The organism is Pseudomonas sp. MF6394 (assembly GCF_002018845.1).
Lineage (GTDB): Bacteria > Pseudomonadota > Gammaproteobacteria > Pseudomonadales > Pseudomonadaceae > Aquipseudomonas > Aquipseudomonas lactis.
On the sequence record NZ_MVOJ01000020.1, the window covers coordinates 78301 to 94920 of the forward strand.

At 61.0% G+C, this 16620-nt stretch carries 16 protein-coding genes; 3 read left to right on the plus strand and 13 right to left on the minus strand.

Going from position 1 to position 16620, the window contains the following annotated elements; genetic code table 11:
- Positions 1-11 precede the first annotated feature (11 nt).
- The 11 genes from MF6394_RS20125 to MF6394_RS20175 all read right to left on the minus strand — a co-directional run bounded on the left by MF6394_RS20125 (position 12) and on the right by MF6394_RS20175 (position 12286).
- Positions 12-1301 carry an adenylosuccinate synthase gene (locus MF6394_RS20125; protein ID WP_003188067.1) on the minus strand — a complete coding sequence of 430 codons (1290 nt, stop codon included), beginning with the start codon at positions 1299-1301 and terminating at the stop codon, positions 12-14.
- 54 nt (positions 1302-1355) lie between these two features.
- Positions 1356-2543, minus strand: a complete 1188-nt coding sequence (locus MF6394_RS20130) for an ATP phosphoribosyltransferase regulatory subunit (protein WP_044270992.1) — start codon at positions 2541-2543, stop codon at positions 1356-1358.
- A 293-nt stretch (positions 2544-2836) separates the two neighbouring features.
- Positions 2837-3703: a protease modulator HflC gene (gene hflC, locus MF6394_RS20135; protein WP_003188064.1), complete on the minus strand. Its 867-nt coding sequence runs from the start codon at positions 3701-3703 to the stop codon at positions 2837-2839.
- Complete coding sequence (hflK, locus tag MF6394_RS20140; RefSeq protein WP_003188062.1) at positions 3703-4878, minus strand: FtsH protease activity modulator HflK; 1176 nt, start codon at positions 4876-4878, stop codon at positions 3703-3705. The genes hflC and hflK overlap by 1 nt, the downstream gene beginning before the upstream one ends.
- Before the next feature lie 96 nt (positions 4879-4974).
- Complete coding sequence (hflX, locus tag MF6394_RS20145; protein WP_003188061.1) at positions 4975-6276, minus strand: ribosome rescue GTPase HflX; 1302 nt, start codon at positions 6274-6276, stop codon at positions 4975-4977.
- 12 nt (positions 6277-6288) lie between these two features.
- Positions 6289-6549, minus strand: a complete 261-nt coding sequence (hfq, locus tag MF6394_RS20150; RefSeq protein WP_003188059.1) for an RNA chaperone Hfq — start codon at positions 6547-6549, stop codon at positions 6289-6291.
- A 94-nt stretch (positions 6550-6643) separates the two neighbouring features.
- Entirely contained in the window at positions 6644-7615 is a 972-nt protein-coding gene (miaA, locus tag MF6394_RS20155; protein ID WP_044270989.1) for a tRNA (adenosine(37)-N6)-dimethylallyltransferase MiaA, read from the minus strand.
- Positions 7615-9531: a DNA mismatch repair endonuclease MutL gene (gene mutL, locus MF6394_RS20160; RefSeq protein ID WP_078467387.1), complete on the minus strand. Its 1917-nt coding sequence runs from the start codon at positions 9529-9531 to the stop codon at positions 7615-7617. Before mutL ends, miaA begins: the two co-directional genes overlap by 1 nt.
- Complete coding sequence (locus MF6394_RS20165) at positions 9531-10952, minus strand: N-acetylmuramoyl-L-alanine amidase (protein ID WP_003188054.1); 1422 nt, start codon at positions 10950-10952, stop codon at positions 9531-9533. Before MF6394_RS20165 ends, mutL begins: the two co-directional genes overlap by 1 nt.
- Positions 10953-10967: 15 nt before the next feature.
- Positions 10968-11438, minus strand: coding sequence for a tRNA (adenosine(37)-N6)-threonylcarbamoyltransferase complex ATPase subunit type 1 TsaE (tsaE, locus tag MF6394_RS20170; RefSeq protein WP_032893846.1), 471 nt, complete (start codon positions 11436-11438; stop codon positions 10968-10970).
- Positions 11426-12286 carry an NAD(P)H-hydrate dehydratase gene (locus MF6394_RS20175; protein ID WP_078467388.1) on the minus strand — a complete coding sequence of 287 codons (861 nt, stop codon included), beginning with the start codon at positions 12284-12286 and terminating at the stop codon, positions 11426-11428. The genes tsaE and MF6394_RS20175 overlap by 13 nt, the downstream gene beginning before the upstream one ends.
- Before the next feature lie 63 nt (positions 12287-12349).
- Between MF6394_RS20175 and queG the strand changes: the two genes are divergently transcribed.
- The gene (gene queG, locus MF6394_RS20180; protein WP_078467389.1) at positions 12350-13414 is read left to right on the plus strand and encodes a tRNA epoxyqueuosine(34) reductase QueG; all 1065 of its coding nucleotides are present in this window, start codon (positions 12350-12352) and stop codon (positions 13412-13414) included.
- Here queG and MF6394_RS20185 read toward each other — a convergent pair.
- A complete protein-coding gene (locus MF6394_RS20185; RefSeq protein WP_169913170.1) occupies positions 13411-14028 on the minus strand; it encodes a trimeric intracellular cation channel family protein in 618 nt (205 codons plus the stop codon). The genes queG and MF6394_RS20185 overlap by 4 nt on opposite strands.
- A 182-nt stretch (positions 14029-14210) precedes the next feature.
- The gene (gene orn / locus MF6394_RS20190) at positions 14211-14753 is read right to left on the minus strand and encodes an oligoribonuclease (protein ID WP_044270980.1); all 543 of its coding nucleotides are present in this window, start codon (positions 14751-14753) and stop codon (positions 14211-14213) included.
- Positions 14754-14861: 108 nt separating this feature from the next.
- On the opposite strand from orn, the gene rsgA reads away from it, so the two are divergent.
- Positions 14862-15893, plus strand: a complete 1032-nt coding sequence (gene rsgA / locus MF6394_RS20195) for a small ribosomal subunit biogenesis GTPase RsgA (protein ID WP_078467390.1) — start codon at positions 14862-14864, stop codon at positions 15891-15893.
- A gap of 286 nt (positions 15894-16179) precedes the next feature.
- A complete protein-coding gene (locus MF6394_RS20200) occupies positions 16180-16575 on the plus strand; it encodes a type II toxin-antitoxin system PemK/MazF family toxin (RefSeq protein WP_044270978.1) in 396 nt (131 codons plus the stop codon).
- The last annotated feature ends 45 nt before the right edge of the window (positions 16576-16620 follow it).

Here is a 16620-nt window from a genome sequence, read left to right on the forward strand (position 1 = left end):
TCAACAGCTTATTACGCGAACGGGTGACGCAGAACGATGGTCTCGTTGCGGTCCGGGCCCGTCGAAATAATGTCGATCGGTGCGCCAATCAGCGCTTCGACGCGCTTGATGTAAGCACGAGCGTTGGCTGGCAGCTCTTCCAGGGTCTTGGCGCCCACGGTCGATTCAGTCCAGCCCGGCACTTCTTCGTACACAGGCTGCAGGCCCACGTAGCTGTCAGCGTCGGTCGGAGCAACGTCGTTACCTTCAGCATCTTTGTAGCCGGTGCAGATGTTGATGGTTTCCAGGCCGTCGAGTACGTCCAGCTTGGTCAGGCAGATGCCCGAGATGCTGTTCACATCGATAGCGCGACGCAGGATTACGGCATCGAACCAGCCGCAACGACGAGCACGGCCAGTGGTGGCGCCGAATTCGTGGCCTTGCTTGGCCAGGTGCGCACCGACGTCGTCGAACAGCTCAGTCGGGAACGGGCCCGAACCTACGCGAGTGGTGTAGGCCTTGGTGATACCCAGGATGTAGTCCAGGAACATCGGACCAACGCCAGAACCGGTCGCAACGCCGCCAGCGGTGGTGTTGGAGCTGGTCACGTACGGGTAAGTACCGTGGTCGATGTCCAGCAACGAACCCTGGGCGCCTTCGAACATGATGTCCTTGCCAGCGCGACGCAGGTCGTGCAGCTCGGCCGTCACGTCCAGCATCAGCGGCTTGAGCAGCTCAGCGTATTCCTTGCACTCGGCCAGGGTCTTTTCAAACTCGATGGCTGGCTCTTTGTAGTAACCCACCAGCATGAAGTTGTGGTAATCCACCAGTTCACGCAGTTTGTCTTCAAAGCGCGGCATGTTGAGCAGGTCGCCCACACGCAGGCCACGACGTGCAACCTTGTCTTCGTAGGCCGGGCCGATGCCGCGACCGGTGGTGCCGATCTTCAGCTCGCCACGCGCCTTTTCACGGGCCTGGTCCAGCGCAACGTGGAAGGACAGGATCAGCGGGCAGGACGGGCTGATACGCAGGCGCTCGCGCACCGGTACGCCTTTCTCTTCCAGCTTGGTGATCTCGCGCAGCAGGGCGTCAGGTGCGACCACCACGCCGTTGCCGATCAGGCACTGCACGCCTTCGCGCAGGACACCCGACGGGATCAGGTGCAAGACGGTTTTTTCGCCATCGATGACCAGGGTGTGACCAGCGTTGTGGCCACCTTGGTAGCGCACTACGGCGGCAGCATGTTCGGTCAGCAGATCAACGATCTTGCCTTTGCCCTCATCACCCCATTGGGTGCCCAGGACTACGACATTCTTACCCATAACACTTGTCCTCATTCGCGCAAACTTGGTGCCGGCGATGGCCGGCAGGAAAACTCAAGAAGCCAGTGGCGATACTTGCCAAAGCCCGTTCTGCTGAATCAATTGCCGGTCGCAGTCCGCTTCACGGGCGGCGGCCAATGGCTGCCCAGGCAAGGCCTGGACTACACGCTGACCCTCACGGCGTAACTGGCAAACCTGCTGCCAGAGCGCTGCGTCCGTACTGTCGGGCATCCAGATGCCACCAGACGGCAGCTCGACCTCAGCACGCCCCAGGGTCACCAGGGTTTTCAAATCGGTGGAAAAACCAGTGGCCGGACGCGCACGACCGAAGTCGGCGCCGATATCGTCATAGCGACCACCTTGGGCGATGGCCTGGCCAACACCCGGAACGAACACCGCGAACACCACACCGGTGTGGTAGTGGTAGCCGCGCAATTCACCCAGATCAAAATACAGCGGCAGCTCCGGGAACCGTGCCGACAAGCGCTCGGCAATCGCCAGCACGTCATCCAGTGCCGCCAAGACCGGCGCCGGCGCATTGGCCAGGCGTTCACGCGCAGCCGCCAGCACTTCACGCCCGCCGCACAGGTCTACCAGCGCCCGCAGCATGCCAGCCAGCTCAGCAGGCACACCCTCGGTGAGGGCGATCACTTCATCGATCGCCTTGCGCTGCAGGGCATCGAACAACTGTTGCTCCACTTCACCGGACAACCCGGCAGCGCGCGCCAGGCCACGGTAGATACCAACGTGGCCCAGGTCCATGTGCACATCCGGCACATCTGCCAGTTGCAGCATGGCCAGCATCAGGCTGATCACTTCAACATCGCTGCTCGGGCTGGCATCGCCGTACAACTCGGCGCCCAACTGGATCGGGCTACGGGAAGACGACAACGCACGTGGCTGGGCATGCAGTACGCTGCCGGCATAGCACAGGCGGCTCGGGCCTTCGCGACGCAGGGTGTGCGCATCGATGCGCGCCACTTGCGGCGTGATGTCGGCACGGAACCCCATTTGCCGGCCCGATTGCGGGTCGATGACCTTGAAGGTGCGCAGATCCAGGTCCTGGCCCGCGCCGGTCAGCAGGGATTCCAAGTACTCGATATGGGGAGTCACGACAAACTCGTAACCCCAGCTCTGGAACAGATCCAACACCTGGCGACGCGCTACTTCAATGCGCGCAGCTTCTGGTGGCAGTACTTCTTCGATGCCATCTGGCAGCAGCCAGCGGTCTACCGTTGCCATTACGCCATTCCCCTTTGATCCGGGCGGCCAGCCCTCGGCCGAGCCTTGAGTGAAGCAGAAAATACCCGCCCCTTGCATAAACCACGCGCAAGAGCGACGTGACGAACGGCCTGCAAACGGCCTCGTCGGGCACTTTCCTCGAAAAACCTGTCACGCCTGCCGAATCAAACATGCAGACGCAAAAAAGCCGGGAATTTCCCGGCTGCCGCATCATACACCCGTTTTCTGAAAGGATCACCCCGCCAGGCATTTTAGCCGCCCGACGGAGTGCGCCTTACAGAATCACGGGCTGGTTACTTGGACTTTTCCAGGTAGCGGAAGAAGTCGCTGCTTGGGTCCAGCACCAGTACGTCGGTTTTGTTCGCGAAGCTTTCACGGTAGGCGCGCAGGCTACGGTAGAACGCGTAGAACTCCTGGTCCTGGCCGTAGGCCTTGGCGTAGATCGCCGCGGCTTGAGCATCGCCATCACCACGCGCCTCTTCAGACTCACGGTAGGCTTCTGCCAGCAGTACACGACGCTGACGGTCGGCATCGGCACGGATACCTTCAGCCAACTCGTTACCCTTGGCGCGGTGCTCACGAGCCTCACGCTCACGCTCGGTGCTCATACGCTCGAACACGCTGCGGTTCACTTCCTTGGGCAGGTCAATGGCCTTGACGCGGACGTCGACCACTTCGATACCCAATTCTTTTTCCGCCATGGTGTTCAGCGAACGGGTGATGTCAGCCATCAGCGCATCACGTTCACCGGATACCACCTCATGCAGGGTGCGCTTACCAAACTGGTCACGCAGGCCCGATTCCAGACGACGGGACAAACGCTCGTCGGCAATCTGCTTGAGGCCGGAAGTCGCCGTGTAGAAGCGCTCGGCATCCTTGACGCGCCACTTGGCGTAGGCGTCGACCATCACGGCTTTCTTTTCCAGGGTCAGGAAGCGCTGTGTCGGTGCATCCAGGGTCATCAGGCGGGCGTCGAACTTGCGCACCTGGTTGACGTAGGGGACTTTCACATGCAGGCCCGGCTGGACATCTGCCTGGACCACGCGACCGAATTGCAGCAGCACCGCACGCTCGGTCTGAGCGACGATGTAGAAGCAGTTCCAGGCAGCGATGACCACGACGACGCCCACAATCAGGGCGGTCAGCGATTTATTGCTCATCAACGGCTCTCCCTGGTACGTGTTTGCTGTTGCAGCAAGTCAGCGGCCGCACGGGCGCTCGCTTCGTTGGCAGCGGCATTCGAACCGGTGGACGGTGCACTGGCGCCGCTACGACCACCTTCGATCATCTTGTCCAGCGGCAGGTACAGCAGGTTGTTCTGCCCACCTTTGCTGCCGGTCACGAGAACCTTGCTGGTGTTGCTGAAGACTTCCTGCATGGTGTCCAGGTACAGACGCTCGCGGGTCACTTCAGGTGCCTTGCGGTATTCGGCAACCAGCTTGGTGAAACGATCTGCCTCACCCTTGGCGCGGGAGACCACTTCGTCGCGGTAACCGTTGGCATCTTCAAGGATGCGCTGGGCCTGACCACGGGCTTCCGGCACAACGCCGTTGGCATAGGTTTCAGCCTGGTTGCGCGAACGCTGCTCGTCTTCACGGGCACGGATCACGTCATCAAAGGCTTCCTGCACTTCACGCGGTGCCGCTGCGCTCTGTACGTTCACTTGGGTAACGGTGATACCGGTACGGTAAGTGTCGAGGAAGCGTTGCAGACGCTCCTTGATTTCGCTGGCCATCAACTCACGACCTTCGGTGAGCACCTGGTCCATGGCGGTGGAACCCACCACGTGGCGCAGGGCACTTTCGGTTGCGTGTTGCAGGCTGATTTCCGGCTGATCAACGTTCAGCACGAAGTCTTGCAGGTTGCTGATCTTGTACTGCACGGTCAGCGGCACTTCGACGATGTTCTCGTCTTCGGTCAGCATCTGGCCCTGCTTGGTGTACGCACGCTCACGCGTCACGTTCTCCATGTACTTCTTGTCGATCGGCGGGAAATAGATATTCAGGCCCGGACCGACAGTCTCGTAGTACTTGCCGAAGCGCAGCACCACGGCTTGCTCCTGCTCGTCCACCACGTACACGGCGCTGTAGAGCCATACGGCCGCCAGCACGACAAGCCCCAGGCCCAGCAGGCCATAGCCACCGCCCTTGCTTGTGCGACCGCCGTCGTCACCACCACGTTTTTTCCCACCACCGAACAACCCATTCAGGCTTTCCTGCAGCTTTCGGAAGGCCTCGTCGAGATCCGGTGGCCCCTTGCGGTCGCCATTATTGCGGCGCTTACCACCCCAAGGATCCTGATTATTCGAGTTGCCACCCGGCTCATTCCAAGCCATAGCGCTCTCCATCTGATAAAGCAAAGACGCACCCACGGCGCGCCGACCAATGCTACAGAATGCCTGCTACTGCGGCACAACCGCTTTCTCAGGCTTTTATTGCAAAGTGTGTTGTTCGATGAACTCTGCCGGTACAACACCCTCTCGGCTGACCAGCCGATTGAGTTCCGAGCGTGGCAATCGAACGGCCAGCAAGCTGACACCTTCTTCGTCGTGTTCTTCTTTCTGTACCGCGCCCAACTCGAAAAACTGTGCACGCAGTCGAGCAAAACGCTGCGGCAAGCGCAAGGTGCCGACGAACAAATCGCTGCCGAGCAATTCGGCAATGGCTTGTTCCAACAGCTCCAGACCGCTGCCATCTCGCGCCGACAGCCAGACCCGCTGGGGCTTGCCATTCTCGTCGCGCTGGATCTGTGGCTCAACGCCTTCAAGCAAATCGAGTTTGTTATAGACCTCGAGGATCGGCAAGTCCTGGGCACCAATCTCGCCCAGTACCACCATCACCTGTTCAATCTGCAACATGCGATCCGGTTCGGCCGCATCGATCACGTGCAAGAGCAGGTCGGAATTGCTCGACTCTTCGAGCGTAGACCGAAATGCCTCCACCAGCTTGTGGGGCAGGTGACGAATGAAACCCACGGTGTCGGCCAGCACAATCGGCCCCAGGTCGTCGATGTCCAGACGGCGCAGGGTCGGGTCGAGGGTGGCGAACAGTTGGTCGGCCGCGTACACATCCGACTTGGTCACGTTATTGAACAGCGTGGATTTACCGGCGTTGGTGTAGCCCACCAACGACACCGTAGGGATATCCGCACGGGAACGGCCACGTCGCGACTGCTCGCGCTGGCTGCGTACTTTTTCCAGGCGGCCCTTGATCTGGCGCAGGCGAACCCGCAGCAGACGCCGGTCGGTTTCCAACTGGGTTTCACCCGGGCCACGCATGCCGATACCGCCACCCTGACGCTCAAGGTGAGTCCAGCCGCGAACCAGGCGCGTGCTCATGTGGTCAAGCTGGGCCAGTTCAACCTGGAGCTTGCCTTCATGGGTGCGGGCGCGTTGGGCGAAAATATCGAGAATCAGACCGGTACGGTCGATCACGCGACACTCGAAAACACGTTCGAGGTTACGTTCCTGACTGGGCGTGAGGGTGTGATTGAAGATCACCAGATCGGCTTCTTCGGCATGAACCAGGTCGCGCAGTTCCTCGACCTTGCCGCTGCCAATCAGGTATTTGGCGGTTGGCCGATGACGCGGCACGTTAAAAAACGCAACGGTCTCGGCGCCGGCCGAATTTGCCAACTCCTGAAACTCCTGCGGATCTTCGCGCGCCTCAGGGTCCTGTCCATCCAAGTGAACGAGGATTACTCGCTCACCACCACCGTGGCGCTCAAAGAACAAAGGAGACTCCTATCAGGCGTTACCTGGCTCAGCGTCACCCTGTTCATCACCTGCTGCGCTAGGCAGACGGATTGGACGAACTGGAACGACTGTCGAGATAGCGTGCTTGTAAACCATCTGGCTGACGGTGTTTTTCAGCAGGATAACGAATTGGTCGAACGACTCGATCGTACCTTGCAGTTTGATGCCGTTGACCAGATAGATGGAAACCCCAACTTTCTCTTTACGTAAAGTATTCAAGTAAGGGTCTTGTAGCGAATGCCCTTTTGACATGTGCCGCACTCCTTTAAGGATCAATAATAAAAAATCGGAAAATAGATAGCTTATGGCCGTCACACCCCCAAGGATAGACGGCAATTGCAAGGACTCAGCTCAATATGGAGACCGTTCCCAAGTATTTCAAGGCGCGTGACAGATTGTCGCTGTCCAGGCTGTCCAACCAGTGCAACTCGCTCCAGCTGCGCAGCCAGGTGAACTGGCGCTTCGCCAATTGGCGCGTGGCGATGATGCCGCGCTCCTGCATTTCGGCTGACGTCAGCTTGCCATCCAGATGATCCCAGACTTGGCGGTAGCCTACAGCACGTATCGAAGGCAGCCCTGCATGCAGGTCACCTCTTGAACGCAATGCTACGACCTCGTCCACAAACCCCTGTTCCAACATTAGTGTGAATCTTTGTGCAATTCGTTCATGCAACACCTGGCGGTTTGCCGGAGCGATGGCCAGATTCGCCACAGTATAGGGCAATTGTGACTGTCCAGATGCGCCTGCGTCAGCACTTTGCGCACTTTGTTTCAGCCGATGTTCAGTCATGGTCTGGCCGCTGACACGCCAGACTTCCAGAGCGCGGGTGAGCCGCTGGGGGTCATTGGGGTGAATACGTGCCGCAGACACCGGATCTACCGCCGCCAACTGGTCGTGCAGGGCCTGCCAGCCAAGGCGCGCAGCCTCTTCTTCGAGTTCGGCGCGCACCTGGGCATCGGCAGGCGGCATATCGGCCAGGCCTTCCTGCAACGCCTTGTAGTAGAGCATGGTGCCGCCCACCAGCAGCGGGATATTGCCGCGCGCGGTGATCTCGGCCATGGCTGCCAGGGCGTCGGTGCGAAAATCCGCCGCCGAATAGCTCTGCGCCGGGTCAATGATGTCGATCAACTGGTGCGGATATTGGGCCAATAGCGCTTTCGACGGTTTGGCGGTGCCGATATCCATGTCCCGGTAAACCAGGGCAGAGTCGACACTGATCAGCTCGCAGGGCAGCACCTTGGTCAGCTCGATGGCCAGGTCGGTCTTACCGGCGGCCGTGGGGCCCATCAGGAAGATGGCGGGGGGCAAGGCGCTCATCAGCGGCCGCGCAAGAACAGTTTGTCCAGATCGTCCAGGCCCATCTGGGTCCAGGTCGGTCGGCCATGGTTGCATTGACCGCTGCGCTCGGTGTTTTCCATGTCGCGCAGCAGGCCGTTCATTTCCGGCAGGGCCAGGCGGCGGTTGGCGCGGATAGCGCCGTGGCAGGCCATGGTGCCAAGCAATTCGTTGATATGCGCCTGGATACGGTCACTGGTGCCGTACTCCATCAGGTCTGCCAGTACGTCGGCCACCAGGCGGTTGGCCTCGGCCTGCTTGAGCAGCGCGGGAATCTGGCGGATCGCCAGGGTTTCCGGGCCCAGGCGTTGCAGTTCGAAGCCCAGCTTCTGGAACACACTGTGATGTTCTTCTGCGCAGTCGGCTTCACGCTGGCTCACCGCCAAGGATTCAGGCACCAGCAGCGGCTGGCCGCTGAGGCCTTCGCTGGCCATGGCGATCTTCAGGCGCTCGTACATGATCCGCTCATGGGCGGCGTGCATGTCCACCAGCACCAGGCCATGGGCGTTTTCGGCGAGGATATAAATGCCTTTGAGCTGCGCCAGGGCATAGCCCAGCGGCGGAATATCACCACCGCCTTCGGGCAACGCCACAGCAGCACCCGGTTCGGCACCCGGCAGCGGCGCGAAAAACTCACGGTACGCCGCCTGGGCCTCGGCCACCGGCACCGTCGATTGCGGACGCGGGGTGTATTGATACTGATAACCCGCACCGGCACCCGAGTTTGGCGCGGTGTAGGCTGGCTGCGCCTGCGGCGATTGCAGCAGGTTGGCCGCCAGGCTCATCTCACCCTGGGGACCGAACTCGCCGGCTTCCGGACCGCTCGGGCGTACCACCGCTGTGACAATCGGCGCGGACAGTTGATCATCCGGACGCACGTCGCCCAAGGCGCGGTGCAGCGTGCCATAGAGGAAGTCATGCACCATGCGCCCGTCACGGAAGCGCACTTCGTGCTTGGTCGGGTGCACATTGACGTCGACCACCGAAGGGTCAACCTCAAAGAACAGCACAAAGGTGGGATGGCGCCCATTGAACAGCACATCGCGATAAGCCTGGCGTACCGCGTGGGCCACCAGCTTGTCGCGTACCGCCCGGCCGTTTACAAAGAAATACTGCAAGTCGGCCTGGCTGCGGGAGAACGTCGGCAACCCGACCCAGCCCCACAGCCTCAAGCCATTACGCTCGATCTCAATCGGCAGCGCCTGTTCCAGGAACCCGCTGCCACACACCGCCGCCACCCGCCGAGCACGCGCGGCGTCGTCGTTGGCTTCGTGCAGGCTGAGGATGGTCTTGCCATTGTGGCGCAAGTGAAAGGCCACATCGAAACGTGCCAAGGCCCGGCGTTTGATGACTTCTTGCAGGTGATCGAATTCGGTTTTCTCGGCCTTGAGGAACTTGCGCCGCGCCGGGGTATTGAAGAACAGGTCGCGCACTTCCACCGAGGTGCCCACCGGATGCGCCGCAGGCTGGACCCGAGGCGCCATGTCGCGGCCTTCGGTTTCCACTTGCCAGGCTTGCTCGGCGCTGCGGGTGCGGGAGGTCAGGGTCAGGCGGGCCACGGAGCTGATGGAGGCCAGGGCCTCACCGCGAAAGCCCAGGCTCATGACCCGTTCCAAGTCTTCCAGGTCGCGGATCTTGCTGGTGGCGTGACGGGCCAGGGCCAGGGGCAGGTCATCCGAAGAGATGCCGCTGCCATCGTCACGAACCCGCAGCAGCTTGACGCCGCCCTGCTCCACATCGACATCGATGCGTTTGGCACCGGAGTCGATGCTGTTTTCCAGCAATTCCTTGATCACCGACGCCGGGCGCTCAACCACCTCACCCGCGGCGATCTGGTTGGCAAGGCGCGGGCTGAGCAATTCAATGCGCGAGCCGCTGTTCAAGGTGGATTCGCTCATTACTGCGCCGCCAATGAAGTGCCGGGGATGGTCAACACCTGGCCGATCTTCAACTCATCGGTTTTCAGGTTATTGGCGCTGCGCAACGCTGCAGGCGTGACCTGGAAACGCACGGCCAGCATGGCAACGGTATCACCGGGTTGCACACGATGGTCACGCGGGCCCTGGGCGATTTTGCCGGAGTCGCGCAGCCAGGCGATATAAGTGCCCGGCGGCGGGTTCTGCTGGAAGAACTGGCGCACGCCGGCGCTGATCGAGCGCGCCAACGCTTGCTGGTGGCTGGCGCTGGCCAGTTTCGACGCTTCGTTGGCGTTGGAGATAAACCCGGTTTCCACCAGGATCGACGGAATATCCGGCGACTTCAACACCATGAACCCGGCTTGTTCCACCCGCTGTTTATGCAGCGACGTCACGCGGCCGATATTGCTCAGCACTTTCTGCCCGACGTTCAGGCTGGAGGTCAGCGAGGCGGTCATCGACAGGTCGAGCAGCACACCGGCAAGCATCTTGTCCTTGTCATCGAGGGAGACGTTGCCGGCCCCGCCGATCAAGTCGGAACGGTTTTCACTGTCGGCCAGCCAGCGGGCGGTTTCGGACGTGGCGCCGCGATCCGACAGGGCAAATACCGAGGCGCCAAACGCAGCGGTTGAAGGCGCGGCGTCGGCGTGAATGGACACGAACAGGTCCGCGCCCTTCTTACGGGCAATTTCGGTACGGCCACGCAACGGAATGAAGTAGTCACCGGTGCGGGTCAGTTCGGCGCGGTAGCCTTTCATGCCATTGACCTGGCGCTGCAGCTCGCGAGCGATGGCGAGCACCACGTCTTTCTCATGCTGGCCGCGTGAGCCGGAAGCCCCCGGGTCTTCGCCACCGTGGCCGGCATCGATCACCACGATGATGTCGCGCTTGCCGGCCGGTGCGGGCGGTGGCGGTGGCAGCTTGACCTGGGGTTGCGAAGGGTTGACCGGCACCGCAGGCACCGTCGCCACGCTCGGCGTTGGCGCAGGCGGCGGTGCGGCGTCGGCGGGGTTGTCGAACAGGTCAACCACCAGGCGGTTGCCGTACTGGGCGTTGGGGGCCAGGGAGAAGCTTTTGGGGGTCACGGCCTTTTTCAGGTCGATGACCACACGCAGGTCGGTCGGCGTACGTTGAGCCGAGCGCATGGCAGTAATGGGTGTGTTGGCGGTGGAGACTTTCAGCGGCGCGGCCAGGCTGGCACCGTTGATGTCGATCACCAGGCGATCAGGCGCCGTCAAGGTAAAGACGCTGTGCTGGACCGGGCCAGACAGGTCGAACACCAGTCGCGTGTTATCCGGCGCTCGCCACAGGCGAACACTTTTCACCTGTGAAGCAGCCAGAGCATTGACAGTCATTGCCGCAAGCAACACCCCCACGACAGCAACCAACGCGCGAAAGCGCATACCTAACCCCACCAATTATTTGAATTCCAATGCCAGAGCAGCACACCACGACTCAGCGCGTGGGCTCTGGGGCAACAACTTCAGCTGACGTCCGTGCTCATGCGGCGTAATGGTAATGGTCAGGTCCGGCTTTGGCAAAAAGCCTGTGCCTTTATTTGGCCACTCGATCAGGCATAACGCATCCTCGTCGAAGTAATCACGGATGCCCATGAACTCCAGCTCTTCCGGATCGACCAGGCGATAGAGGTCGAAGTGGAAGGCGCGCACATCCCCGATCTCGTAGGGCTCGACCAACGTGAACGTCGGGCTTTTTACCGCGCCGGTATGGCCCAGGCCGCGAATAATTCCCCGGGACAGGGTGGTTTTACCTGCGCCCAGGTCGCCCTCGAGAAAGATCAACCCGGCCCCTTGCGTGACCTGCGAAATACGCTGACCCAACGCGACCATGGCCTCTTCATCTGCCAGGAAAAGAATTACTTCAGGCACGGCGACTGCTCCTCCAGCAATTGACGAATGGCGGGGATCAGGTCGCTGGCAGCCAAGCCGCGACCAAAACTGCCCTGGCGGTCTCCGGCGGTCGCGTGCAACCACACGGCCAGGCAGCTCGCTTCGTACGCGGGCATACCCTGAGCCAATAGTGCGCCGACCAGGCCGGCCAGCACATCGCCGAGCCCCGCCGTAGCCATCGCCGGGTGGCCTTGATCACACCGCGACACACGCCCATCAGGGCTGGCAATCAAACTGCCAGCACCCTTGAGGATAGCCACTGCATTGAATTTCTGACTCAACGCGCGCGCCACCTTAAGGCGATCTGCCTGAACCTCGGCTGTCGATAACCCCAACAAGCGCGCAGCTTCGCCCGGATGAGGGGTAATCACACAGTGGGCCGGCAGCTCGACGCTGCCAGTGGCCAGTTGGTTGAGCGCGTCGGCATCCCACACCTGCGGCTGGCTGGCATTGGCCGCGACCGACAACAGGCTCTTGCCCCAGGCGGCATCGCCCAGGCCTGGGCCAATGACGATCACCGAGATTTTTTCCAGCAGGCCCATCAACTGGTTGGCCGAGCTCATGCCGACGGCCATGACCTCCGGCAGCCGAGCCAGAGCGGCCGGCACATGCTCCGGCCGCGTCGCCAGCGAGACCATGCCGGCTCCGCTGCGCAGGGCACTTTCGCTGCTCAGCAGCGCCGCGCCGCCAAAGCCACGGTCACCACCGATGACCAGCAGGTGGCCGAACTGGCCCTTATGGGCGTCCGGGGAACGCGCAGCCAGTTGCGGCAAATGGCCGGGCAACAACAGCTGAACGTCGGTAATTGGGTGTTTTGTCTGAGGCATGCGTCTTCAAGCTCCGATGTCTGGCAGAATTATACGCATCTAACCTGTGGTTTCCCGTGTCTCATGCCTGCTATTACCTCCGATCTGCCCGCCCTCGCCCAATCGATCAAAGACTGGGGACGCGAGCTGGGCTTTCAACAAGTGGGCATCAGCGGCCTCGACCTGGCTGAGCATGAACAGCACCTGCAACGCTGGCTCGACGCGGGTTACCACGGCGAAATGGAATACATGGGCGCCCACGGCAGCAAACGCTCGCACCCGGACGAGCTGGTGCCCGGCACCTTGCGCGTGGTGTCACTGCGCATGGACTACCTGCCCGGCGACACCCAGATGGCGCAATTGCTGGCCCAACCAGAAAAAGCCTACATCTCGCGCTACGCCCTGGGCCGCGATTACCACAAGCTGATCCGCAAGCGCGTGCAGCAACTGGCCGACCGTATCCAGGCGCAGATCGGGCCGTTCGGCTTTCGCGCCTTCGTCGACAGCGCGCCCGTCCTGGAAAAAGCCATCGCCGAACAAGCGGGCCTGGGCTGGATCGGTAAAAACACCTTGGTTCTCAACCGCAAGGCCGGCAGTTATTTCTTCCTGAGCGAACTGTTTGTCGATTTACCGTTGCCGGTCGACCCACCCCACGCCACCGAACACTGCGGCCGCTGCACGGCGTGCCTGGACGTCTGCCCCACCAACGCCTTCGTCGGCCCTTACGTGCTGGACGCGCGACGCTGCATTTCGTACCTGACCATCGAACTCAAGAGCGCCATCCCCGAAGACCTGCGTCCACTGATCGGCAACCGCGTGTTTGGCTGCGATGACTGTCAGATCGTTTGCCCGTGGAATCGTTTCGCCCGACCCACCGCCGAAAGCGATTTCAAGCCACGGCACAATCTGGATAACGCGGAACTGGCCGAATTGTTTATGTGGGACGAGGATAAATTTCTCAGCAGCACCGAAGGCTCAGCCTTGCGCCGCGCCGGTTACGAACGCTGGTTACGCAACCTGGCGGTGGGCCTGGGCAATGCACCCTCCAGCATTCCGGTGCTGGAAGCGCTCAAGGCGCGGCGGGACTACCCGTCGGAGTTGGTGCGCGAACACGTGGAATGGGCGCTGGAGCAACACGCTGCGCGTTAGTGAACGTCGTCGTTGTAGACGAACTTGGGCATTTCCCAGTGAAAACGGATCGCCAGCAGGCGTAACAGGAAGCCACTGAACAGCGTCAGCAGAATCGCTTGCTCGCTGGGCAGCTCCAGGTACAGGCACAGCAGGTAGAACCACGCGGCCAGGAAAGACACGCTGGCATATAGCTCGCGGCGGAAGATCAGCGGGATGTCGTTACAGAAGATATCCCGCAGGATGCCGCCGAATACCCCGGTGATGACCCCGCTGACCGACGCCACCAACATGCCGTGGCCCATCTCCAAGGCGGTCATGCAGCCGATCAGAGTGAACGCCACCAACCCCACCGCATCCAGCGCCAGGAACAGCGAGCGCAGGTGGCGCATCAAGGGTGCGATAAAGATCGTCACCAATGCCGCAACGGAGGTCAGCACCAAATATTCCGGGTGTTTAACCCAGGTCAGCGGGTAGTGGCCGAGCAACACATCGCGCACCGAACCGCCGCCCAAGGCGGTCACGCAAGCGATCAGCACCACGCCAAACCAGTCCATGCCACGCCGACCCGCGGACAGGGCGCCAGTCATGGCTTCGGCGGTGATGGCGACGAGGTAGAGCATCAGCAACATGATGGCGATCCTGACAGAGAGGCCGGCAGTCTAATCATTTGCCGAGGGCACCAAAAGGGGGCACTTAGCGATAAACCGCGTCGCCTGCATCGCAGGCAAGCCAGCTCCCACACTTTGGATTTGCGAATGCAGTCAAATGTGGGAGCTGGCTTGCCTGCGATGGCGCCTCCAATGCCGCCGCAGAATCAAGCCTTGATGAAATGCTTGCGGTAATGCTGCAACTCGGCAATCGACTCGCGAATATCATCCAGCGCCAAGTGCGTGCTGCCTTTATGGAAGCTGTCTTTGACTTCAGGCGCCCAGCGCGCAGCCAGTTCCTTCAAGGTCGACACGTCGAGGTTGCGGTAGTGGAAGTAACTTTCCAGCCCCTTCATGTGCGTATAAAGGAAGCGACGGTCCTGGCAGATGCTGTTGCCGCAGATCGGCGATTTGCCCTTGGGCACCCACTGTTCCAGAAAGGCGATGGTTTGGGCTTCGGCTTCGGCCATGCTGATGTGGCTGTCGCGCACGCGCTGGGTCAGCCCGGAGTTACCGTGGGTGCGGGTGTTCCACTCGTCCATGGTGGCGAGTACGGCGTCGCTGTGGTGGATGGCGATCACCGGGCCTTCGGCCAAGGTATTGAGGTTGCTGTCGGTGACAATGGTCGCCATCTCGATGATGACGTCGGTGTCGGGGTTCAGACCGGTCATTTCCAGATCGATCCAAATCAGGTTCTGTGGGTTTTGCATGGCTTGATTCTCTTGGCACCTTGGCGTAGCCGGGCAGTTTAGCAGGCGGGGGCGTGCTAGACTCGCGACCGTTTTACCCAACTTTTGCATTATCGACACGGAACACCAATGGCCAAACGCCAGCTCAACCGTCGCCAAAACTGGCGCATCGAAAAGATTCAAGGTGAACGCGCCGCCCGCGCCGCCAAACGTGAATCCTCCGCCGTGGAAGCGCTCGAGGGCGGCGACCTGGGCCCCGAACAAACGGGCCTGGTGATCGCGCACTTTGGTGTGCAGGTCGAAGTCGAGGCGCTCGAAGGCGAACTCGCAGGCCAGGTATTCCGTTGTCACTTGCGCGCCAACCTGCCTGCGCTGGTCACCGGCGACAAGGTGGTGTGGCGTGCCGGCAACCAGGGCATCGGCGTCATCGTCGCCCAGTGGCCGCGCAGCACCGAACTGCGCCGCCCCGACAGCCGTGGCCAGCTCAAGCCGGTGGCGGCCAACGTCGACATGATCGTGATCGTGTTCGCGCCAATGCCCGAGCCCCATGCCAACCTGATCGACCGTTACCTGGTCGCGGCTGAGCATGCTGGTATCCGCCCGTTGCTGCTGCTGAACAAATTCGACCTGATCGACGAGCAGAACGCCCCGGCGCTCAATGCGTTGCTGGCGGTCTACCGCACCCTGGGCTACCCGGTGCTGGAAGTGTCGGCTCACCACGGCAACGGCATGGAACAGCTGCAGCAGCAGCTGGACGGGCGGATCAGCGTGTTCGTCGGCCAGTCAGGCGTGGGCAAGTCGTCGCTGGTCAACAGTCTGTTGCCGGAAGTCGAAACCCGCGTGGGCCCCCTGTCGGAACTGTCCGGCCAGGGCACCCACACCACCACCACCGCGCGGTTGTTCCACTTCCCGGGCGGCGGCGAGTTGATCGACTCACCGGGTATTCGTGAATTTGGCTTGGGCCACGTCAGCCGCAGCGATGTGGAAGCGGGCTTCATCGAGTTCAACGACCTGATCGGCACCTGCCGCTTCCGTGACTGCAAACACGACCGCGAGCCGGGTTGTGCGTTGCTCAAGGCACTGGAAGATGGGCGCGTGCAGCAGCAGCGGATGAACAGCTATCGGTCGATTATTGCGAGCTTGCCTGAGAGCAGTTATTGACGGTCTATTTCTTGATACACATAAACCGGGGGGCTGAAAGCCCTAGCCCATTGATTTAACAGGAGCAGGCATCAAGAATTCGAGCCAACTGGGTGGCTGATACGCACAAGCCAGCTTGTATTCGGATTTCCTGATGCTCATAATTGCTCCGTCACCAGCGAAAGCTGGCAGGAGTCTGGATCCTTTTCGGAGTTGATCCAGCGGCGCAGAAGGGGCGAAGCAAGCTCCGCTGCGTGTCGAATGAAGCCGCCTTCGGGCGGCTTTGCTTTTTGTGGGGAATTAACATTTGGCTCTCTACTATCACCCCAAACAAGGCGACGTTTTGCTGTGTGACTTCACCCGAGGCTTTGTCGCCCCGGAAATGCTGAAGATCCGCAAAGTCGTCGTGATATCTCCTACCTCGACCCACAGTCGCAAGCTCTGCACCGTGGTGCCAATCTCCTCTACTGCACCAGCGACCCAATACGACTGGCACCATTTGCTACGCACCAATCCACTTCAGTCCGATGGTTATAAAGAGCTATGGGTGAAGTGCGACATGATTTATACCGTCAGCTTTGAGCGCCTCGACAAGTTGCATAGAAAGACTCGCACCAAAGGTCGGGAGTACTTCGTCCCGCGCCTGTGCGCCGACGACATGCGAGGCGTAGTCAGTGGTGTCAAAGCATACCTCCCACTTTGAACACACATGAAAACGCCCCGAATGATCGGGGCGTTTACGTTTCCA